Source organism: Microcystis sp. BLCC-F209, from assembly GCF_041928595.1.
Lineage (GTDB): Bacteria > Cyanobacteriota > Cyanobacteriia > Cyanobacteriales > Microcystaceae > Microcystis.
Genome location: NZ_JBHFLL010000004.1, coordinates 1 through 8,043, shown reverse-complemented (window position 1 = coordinate 8,043; position 8,043 = coordinate 1). Strand labels below are relative to the sequence as shown.

Sequence of the window (8,043 nt, the reverse complement as noted above, 5' to 3'; positions counted from 1 at the left end):
CAGTTATCAGTTATCAGTTATCAGTTATCAGTTATCAGTTATCAGTTATCAGTTATCAGTTATCAGTTATCAGTTATCAGTTATCAGTTATCAGTTATCAGTTATCAGTTATCAGTTATCAGTTATCAGTTATCAGGAGATTTGCTTTTATTTATTCTCCCCGTCTCCCCAATTCATAATTCATAATTCATAATTCCCACTCCTTCTCCCCCATCTCCCCACTGCGATGGCGGCATTTTGTCCTCCGAACCCGAAACTAAGACAGAGACAATTATGCAGGGAAAAATTAACAGCCGATCTAGTTAAATTTAATTGAAAAGGCGACTCGCGCACACCCACACAGGGGGGAATTAGCTGATTTTTCAGAGCCATTAAACAAAAAGCCACACCTAACGCCCCCGAAGCCCCTAAAGTGTGTCCTGTTGCGCCTTTTGTCGAGCTTACAGCCACTTGCGAGCCAAAAATGCTGGCGATCAGGTTTGCCTCCCGTTCATCGTTTAAACGGGTGCTAGTGCCGTGGGCGTGAATGTAATTAATTTCATCTTTTCTTAATTGACTTCTGTGCAAACATAGTTCTATGGCTTTGGTAGCACTATGATTATCCACCGCCGGGGCGCTAACATGATCGGCATCGCAGGTAAAACCATAGCCCAAAATTTGCCCGTAGATGGGGGCATTTCTGCTTAAAGCCAGTTCTTCCGATTCAAGGACTAAAATCGCCCCACCTTCCCCCAAAACCAAGCCTTCTCTAGCTATATCAAAAGGATAACAGCCCGTTTTCGCCAAAGCTCCCATCTGTTCAAATCCCACCAGAGTTAAAGGAGTGATCGGAGTTTCGATCGCCCCTGCTAAAACTCGGTCGCATTCTCCCATTTTGATTAATTCTACACCCTGGGCGAGCGACCAGATGCCCGTCGCACAGGCCGCCATGGGTGCTAAGACTGGGGCGCCGGTTTCTATCAATCTAGCGGTCAATACCGAGGTGCGATCGGGTAAACTGTCTAACCAGTTTTCTACTATTCCCGTCGCTGCCATCCGTTCCCATAAACCCTGACAACCGCGACTAGAACCGATAGTGACAGCACAATCCTTTAAGGGAGTCGTTAACTTCGCATCTTCAAGGGCGGCAATTAGGGCAATTTTGGTTAAATCCTCTAAAAATGCGGGTTTGTGACCGATTAAACCCAGGGGTAAAGCGGGTAAATCAGAGAAGGGTTGTTGCCTAGTTATACCAGTTTTGCCCTCTAGTAATCTTTGCCAACTCTGACTTAAATTTCCCAGAGAACTGATCAACCCAATTCCCGTCACCACAACATTCATTTATCATTTATCAGTTATCAGTTATCAGTTATCAGTTATCAGTTATCAGTTATCAGTTATCAGTTATCAGTTATCGGAATATTAAATGATTGGGGGGGGGACGGCGAAGATTAAATTATCGAAAAAATCGGGTCTAAAACCTCGCCTTAAGGCGAAAAGTTTTTGGAGCGGGGCATAAATCCCCGTTACAAAAACGGACTCCTGCCCCCTGCCTCCGTTAACGTCGCGCGGACTCACCCAATCTGAGCGCTATTTTTTCAGATTTTCTGCACCGGAAATAACTTTAGCAGAGTCAATTTTATCCCCTTGTTTGATCGTATCGACCACTTCCATTCCCTCAGTTACATAACCAAAAACGGCATAATCACCATCGAGGAAATTGATATCCGACAGGGCAAAATAAAACTGAGAAGAAGCGGAATTAGGCTGTTGAGAACGGGCCATGGCAATCGCACCGCGTTTATGGGGTAAAGCGACCATAGGAGTGCGGGCCGTGGCCTGTTGACCGATTGCTTGCCCATAAATCGGCTCTTTTTCGTCTTTGAGGAGAATTTCCAGGGGAACATAACGGGATTGCTTGGTTTCTGGATCGACAAAACCACCGGTTCCGCGACCTTGGGGATCACCCCCTTGGGCGACAAAAGGCTGCGGTTCTGTAACCACGCGATGGAAAGTTAAACCATTATAAAAACCTCTCCCCACCAGATCCACAAAGTTACCTGCGGTAATTGGGGCCGCATTGCCATCAATTTCGATCGTTACCGGTTTACCTTTGATGATCATCTCGACGACGGCAGTTCCATCTAAGCGGGGTTTGTGATTATCCATGTTGACACTGCCCGAACTGGCAGGTTGAGAAGTTTGGGTGATACTAGAATTATCGGGGGTGGAGTTAGCTTCTGGGGAAGAACAGCCGAAAAGTGTCGTCGTTGTGATCAAAAAAACACAAACCACAGACAGCCAGCAAGATTTTCTTATCTTCATCATTATTTTATAGCCAAAAAGAGCGAAAAAAGGACTACAATCCCTCTAGAGGAATTTCCAGAAAACGAGCGAGTTCCGCTCCTTGATTTTCCAATTCCGAGAGGGACATGGGATCACCGACGCGAGTTAAAGGGATATCACGACGCTGTTTAATCCGCAGGAATAGTTCCCGTTTTGGGTTGAGTCCTTCTCGCACTTCGGCCCGCACAGCTTGCACATCTTCGAGAGGCCAATCGAGATCAATGCGACGATTTTTGCCGGGGTAGCCCCAACGAAAGATTTTAACTTTGCCGGTTTCCTTGTTAAACTCGTTATAACCACCTCCGACATTCCAGAGGAGAGATAACCAGAGATAGATGGCTAAAAGCGTCCCCGCAGTGCCATAAAAGAGGAGAGCGACTCCTTGGGGAATAAATTGTAAGGAACTGGTATCGCTAACGAGAAGTAGATTGACCTTCAAATAACTGGAAAGACCAGCGAGGAGAAACCCTAGACCGCCAATAGAGACGATTACAGCCCAAAAATAGTTACTAGGGCGACGGGAACCCACTACTTCTCGCCGTAGGATCAGGCTATCTTTACTTGTTGTTTGCGCTTTCATGAATTCTTTTTAAGGTTGCCTAGAGTTATTTTACCAGCTTTTTTCTCCCCACTTCCCCAACCCCGACCTAGGGTGTTGATTGGGAGCGGAATGCCGCCAAAATCACTCATACACTTTTTCTCTGATTAAGATCAAGGGTACTCTGTACCGGCGATTGCCTTCCAGAAAAGGTGATAACCTTCCAGAAAAGTTATCGAAAATTTAGTTGGTTAATGCTTCGATTTCTTTGATTGCTTCGTCAATTCCTTCTTTAACTTTGCTCAATCCAGTTAAAAAGTATTGCCAATGACCGTGTTTGCCGTCGGCATTAATGGCATTACACCAGCGTTTAGCGGCTGCTTGCTTGACTTCCCTCAGTTCGTCCCATCCTTTAGTTTCTAGGATTAAATAGTTAGATTTAGCGGTCTTCAGACGGATAATAAAGTCTGGGATATAATCGTGGTCTTCCCCATTATGAAAATAGGGAATAGTAAACCCTAAGCGTTCATTTTTAACAAAGGCTGCAGTGGCGGGATGATTGTCAATAATATAGGCGGCTGCCTGTTCCCATTGATCGGTATCAGCCACCACACAGTTAAGGTGAGACTTGACTACCTCTCTCACAGGTTTGCCGGTGAAGAAGTTAATATCATCGGTTGAACCGTTGCCTAGATGTGCCTCAAATTTGGGGATTTCTGGGGCTTCTCCGGCGCCAGTATCGGGATAAATGGACTCCGAGAGTTTTTCAATTACCCAACCGTAATAGGGGGAAAGAAACAGATCGAGAATGTGAGCGGGTTCTACTACTTTAACCTTTTCAGTTATGTAGCGATCGCAGATTTTTCTTAATTGGGGAAACAAGACATGAGGGGGTGCTTGACATTGCTCGGTTTGGCAGTAAGTGCGAGTTAAATCCGCCGCTAATTCAAAGACTAATTCTTGTAATCTTTTTCCCTGACGGTAAGGGTTGAGATCAAGGCTTTCCAGTTTGCCCGGACCAGATAGGCTATGACGACCTTGGTTATTAGCTAGAGTCGCTTTAACTTGGACTTCGGGGGCAATTTTGAAGGGGTTAATTTCTAAAGCGGCGATGGTTGTCCAATCAACGGTGACTCGGTTTTGTACGGCTTGGGTATAGCCTTTAACTCTGGGAAATTCTAGGCGATATTGGGATTTTTGCGGCACTGAGTAAACATGATAGCGTTTTTCTGGCTGAGGTTTTGCCCCTTGGGGATTAGCTTTAAAGGGAACAACTTCAAAGGGAACTCCGAAAATTGTTGAAGTTTCTTCGGCAAATTTGTTATCCTCGGTGAGGTCATAACTGCGCCTTCTTAACCCCCTACCTACCACCTGCTCACAGAGTAATTGGGATTGAAAGGGACGAATCCCAATAATATGTTTTACGGTGGAACAATCCCAACCCTCCGTAAGCATTCCTACAGAAATTACACATTTTATATCGCGACCGGGGGGGTGAAACGGTCTAGCTAATTTCTCGGCTAGTTGAGCAAATCCTTCGGGATAAATATCGCGTCCTTGATCATCTTTTGTCCATTGAGTCTTACCAATGGTGTCTAAAGTAAAGCGCATCCATTTACTTTCATCGGATTTACTTTCACCCGATTCTAATTCTTCAACTACCTTAGAATCGACTCTAATCGTGTTAGTTTCTCCCTCGGTATTACGGAGCGATCGCAGGTTAGAGGAGGGTAAATCATTCGGTTTGATATCTTCTGCTATCCATTCATAGAGACATTTAGCAATCTTGGTATTCTTACAGACAATAATAAATACAGGCGGTCTGGGATCATCGGAGGCTGCCCATTCTTGTTTAATTTGTTCCCACTGTCCCCCTAATAAGGTGATGGGATGTTGCACATATTTGAGGATAGCTTCCGGTGTAGGATTTATTCCTTTACCCCGTTCAGATCGGGTCATTTTCTTCATTAACCATTCCCAGATATTAAAGTAAGCTAAATCTGAAACGGCTGCGCCGGTGGTATCTCTAACGGGTAATTGAGGAATTTTCACTAAACCTGCTTCAATGGCATCCATTAAACTAAAATCACTGACGACCCACTCAAAGGGTTTATTAGTATTTTGTTTGGAAGATTTTAAGTAATAGGGAGTAGCGGATAGATCTACACAGAAATTAATGCCTCGATATTTGTTAATTCTATCTAAACCCTCAAGCCAAATCGTGGCTTCTTTTTCTTGATATTTTTCCGATTCTTGCTCATCGCCAGCATCATTATTATCCGAAGATAACCGAGATATCCGATAAGCATGATGCGCCTCATCATTAAAGACTAAAATGTTACCTTTATTCCCCACTTCTTGGGTTAAGATTCGTTTAATCCAAGCGGCATCACTTTCTAAATAGCGGGTAATTTCTACCTTGACTTCTTTAAGATTTCCCTGTGTATCATATTTCTCCCCTCCTTCAGCGACTTTTAACCGACCTAATGCGATTTGCTGTCCTAAAGTTTCTTGGGTTAGATATCTTGTTCCCCTAGCAGTTTCGTTTTTAGCGGCAATCTTAATCACTTCGGCGGCGGTGGTTTTGACTCCCACTTTCACCACTTTGGCAGTGTCATTACCGGCAGTGGCAGGCGCTCGCTTTTCAAAAATATGCCAATTTGTCACCAAGACTTTACCCTGTCTCAGTTTATCCATCAGGTGAGAGGGTACGAGGTCACGGGTGCGATATAAAGAAGCTTCGCCGTTGTCGGGGTTGAGTTCCTGCAATCTGCTTTTAATGGTGATATTGGGACAGATAATCAGGACAACATCGGAGAATTTAGCGTTACTGCGATCTGCTACTTTATTGAGGATGGACCATGCTGCTAACATCCCCATCACTGTTGTTTTGCCGCTTCCAGTTGCCATCTTACAGGCGTAGCGGATGAAAGCTTTTAGGGTGGTGTCAATGGGGGTGTCTTGGGGGATATGAATCCCTTGGCGAAAGTCGGCCCGTGATTCAATCAGGAAAATGATGGTTTCTACTGCTTCTTTTTGAGCAAAAAATAGGCGATGTTCTCTTCCTTCTCGGTTCCAATAGTCCAATAGTTCTAAGGTAGTACGACTGACCCCGGGATAGTTTTCGTTTCTCCATTCTTTGACTTTGTTCCTGATGTGGTTAACCAAGGTCATTTCATAACCAGGGAAAAATTGATCGGGGGGTGAAAGTTTGAGAACTTTTCCTAATTCCCATTCGCTGTCACCTTCCCGGGGGGGATAGACAATAGCCGGTCTTCTCCCTTCTTTTAATTCTGGTTCATAACCTTCTCGGATGAACCAATAACGGGAGGGTTCATTAAAAGGTGAGTTGAGAATCGGTTCGTTGACTTCGTAGGACATAGGGTTATTTAGGATTTTTTTCTTATGTATTAACTCAAGGCAAACTCGGTTAAACTACGTTTATAGGGAGCCTGAAAACCTAAGACTATATCTTGTTTAGGAACACCAGCAGCGATTAATTGATTGGCAATGCCGATTTCTGTTCCATCTCTTTGAATCCAGATTTTGTCATCTTTTATGTCAAGATGAATAATCACACCATAGATTCGCTTTTGCTCTTTCCACCCAATATTTAAGACTTGGTAATGATGGCGTTTTGTGTCAAAAATAAGTTGAGTTTCTGTGTCATTTTTGCTGTCATTAACTGAATGTTGGGTGAGAATGTCTTGAATCAGTTGAGAGTAGTTTATTCTTTCCATAATACCGCCTCTTGTTTGAGAGAATTAAAGATTAAGAGTTTAATTTTATATTCGGCTACAGCGTCTTGAATAAATTGACGAGAGAAAAAGTCCTCATAGGTATCTTGAGGAATGGCTAGATAAAGAATCCTTTCGGGTTGTTCCTGTTTTAATGCTAACCGATAATTGAGGATTTGTCCTAATGCGAGATGAAATTCGGTGACTTCTGATGCGCCTAAAAAAGATTTAATCTCTAGGGCAATTTTTTGACCTGCCTTTTCGGCGGCAATTAATCTTTCCGCGCCTAAGTCGATGTAAAATTCTACGTCATTGACTTTAAGATAAAGGGGATCATGGGTGATATTCCAGCCATCTTTTTCGAGGGCAATACACACGGATTGATTAAAAATATCTTTGGCTGACATAGAATTTTCTAAGTATAAGCAAGCTCGATAAACGGCTGATTTAACTTCATCAAGGGTTCATCAAAAGGTGAGTTGAGAATCGGTTCGTTGACTTCGTAGGACATTTCGATTTTTGATTTTGGATTGATTAATTTTCTAATAAATCTTGAGGTTGAATGATGGTGATGTGAGGAACAAGGATGAAATCATCAGGATTAAAGGTTAGTAAATGAGTAATATTATGGGATTGCATTACGGCTAACAGCCTGATGTCATGGGTTCGTTTTCCTTTAATGTTATGATTAACGACCAGTTGAAACCAGTGGAGAAAAATCTCTGGGGTTTCTTCTAATAAAGAGAATTGAGAAAGAAGATTGTTAATTTCTTGTTGCGTTTGTTGTGGATTCCAACCTAGACCATTAACATCAAGTGGACGAGTAGCAACTACCCAAAATTCAATTAATACTTGAGAGGTAATCAAACAAGTGTCACCGTGTTGAAGGATATAGTTAATAGCATCTCTAACCAGAGAATACTGAGAGGAATTCCGGTCACTGCCTCGTAAAAGAATGTTGGTATCCAGTAAATATTGAGTCATTCGTCTTCGTACATACTGTCTCGGTGTAAGGCTTCATCGGGTAAGGGAGGATTAGAGGATTTATGACTATCAACCCATGCTAACCAATTAGCAGATCGTTGTTCTGGGGTTAAATTAGGATTGGGTTTAGGCAGGGTTGACTTTTGGCTCAGGAATTGGGTAAAGTCTAAGACTTCCTGTTGTTTGTCTGGGGGTAATTTTCGGAGATATTCTATAACATTTTTTTCGATATTCATAGAGTTATTTTATTGAACATTAAGTGTAACTTCTCACTCTTTAATATTAAATCCTATATTTCGATTGGGTTATTTTCTGAATGGCTCTCCCAGGTTTGGTGGGTAAAATGTATTCTAAGATACATTCCTCCTAGCGAGGGGGTGGAACGAACCACAAAGACACAAAGGACACAAAGATCGATCCTATGTAAGTTAAACTCATCACACAGAACCTAGAAGAGCC

Annotated in this window: 8 protein-coding genes and 1 pseudogene; 1 reads left to right on the top strand and 8 read right to left on the bottom strand. The window is 42.9% G+C overall.

What is annotated here, in order from left to right:
- Positions 1-186 (top strand): annotated as a pseudogene (locus ACE1AQ_RS00115) (hypothetical protein); the annotation flags it as partial.
- On the opposite strand, the gene ACE1AQ_RS00110 reads toward ACE1AQ_RS00115, so the two are convergent.
- The 8 genes from ACE1AQ_RS00110 to ACE1AQ_RS00075 form a co-directional block, all read right to left on the bottom strand.
- Positions 181-1,320 carry a beta-ketoacyl-ACP synthase gene (locus tag ACE1AQ_RS00110; protein WP_008198984.1) on the bottom strand — a complete coding sequence of 380 codons (1,140 nt, stop codon included), beginning with the start codon at positions 1,318-1,320 and terminating at the stop codon, positions 181-183. The pseudogene ACE1AQ_RS00115 and the gene ACE1AQ_RS00110 overlap by 6 nt on opposite strands.
- 249 nt (positions 1,321-1,569) lie before the next feature.
- Positions 1,570-2,307 carry a peptidylprolyl isomerase gene (locus ACE1AQ_RS00105; RefSeq protein WP_008198986.1) on the bottom strand — a complete coding sequence of 246 codons (738 nt, stop codon included), beginning with the start codon at positions 2,305-2,307 and terminating at the stop codon, positions 1,570-1,572.
- Between the two features lie 31 nt (positions 2,308-2,338).
- Positions 2,339-2,905, bottom strand: coding sequence for a photosystem I assembly protein Ycf4 (locus ACE1AQ_RS00100; protein WP_008198988.1), 567 nt, complete (start codon positions 2,903-2,905; stop codon positions 2,339-2,341).
- A gap of 201 nt (positions 2,906-3,106) precedes the next feature.
- Positions 3,107-6,244 carry a BPTD_3080 family restriction endonuclease gene (locus ACE1AQ_RS00095; protein WP_110545710.1) on the bottom strand — a complete coding sequence of 1,046 codons (3,138 nt, stop codon included), beginning with the start codon at positions 6,242-6,244 and terminating at the stop codon, positions 3,107-3,109.
- Positions 6,245-6,273: 29 nt separating this feature from the next.
- Entirely contained in the window at positions 6,274-6,603 is a 330-nt protein-coding gene (locus ACE1AQ_RS00090; RefSeq protein ID WP_008198994.1) for a XisI protein, read from the bottom strand.
- The gene (locus ACE1AQ_RS00085; RefSeq protein ID WP_008198996.1) at positions 6,591-7,007 is read right to left on the bottom strand and encodes a XisH family protein; all 417 of its coding nucleotides are present in this window, start codon (positions 7,005-7,007) and stop codon (positions 6,591-6,593) included. The genes ACE1AQ_RS00090 and ACE1AQ_RS00085 overlap by 13 nt, the downstream gene beginning before the upstream one ends.
- Before the next feature lie 127 nt (positions 7,008-7,134).
- Positions 7,135-7,584: a type II toxin-antitoxin system VapC family toxin gene (locus ACE1AQ_RS00080; protein ID WP_008198999.1), complete on the bottom strand. Its 450-nt coding sequence runs from the start codon at positions 7,582-7,584 to the stop codon at positions 7,135-7,137.
- A complete protein-coding gene (locus ACE1AQ_RS00075; RefSeq protein WP_008199001.1) occupies positions 7,581-7,820 on the bottom strand; it encodes a DUF2281 domain-containing protein in 240 nt (79 codons plus the stop codon). Before ACE1AQ_RS00075 ends, ACE1AQ_RS00080 begins: the two co-directional genes overlap by 4 nt.
- Positions 7,821-8,043 lie beyond the last annotated feature (223 nt).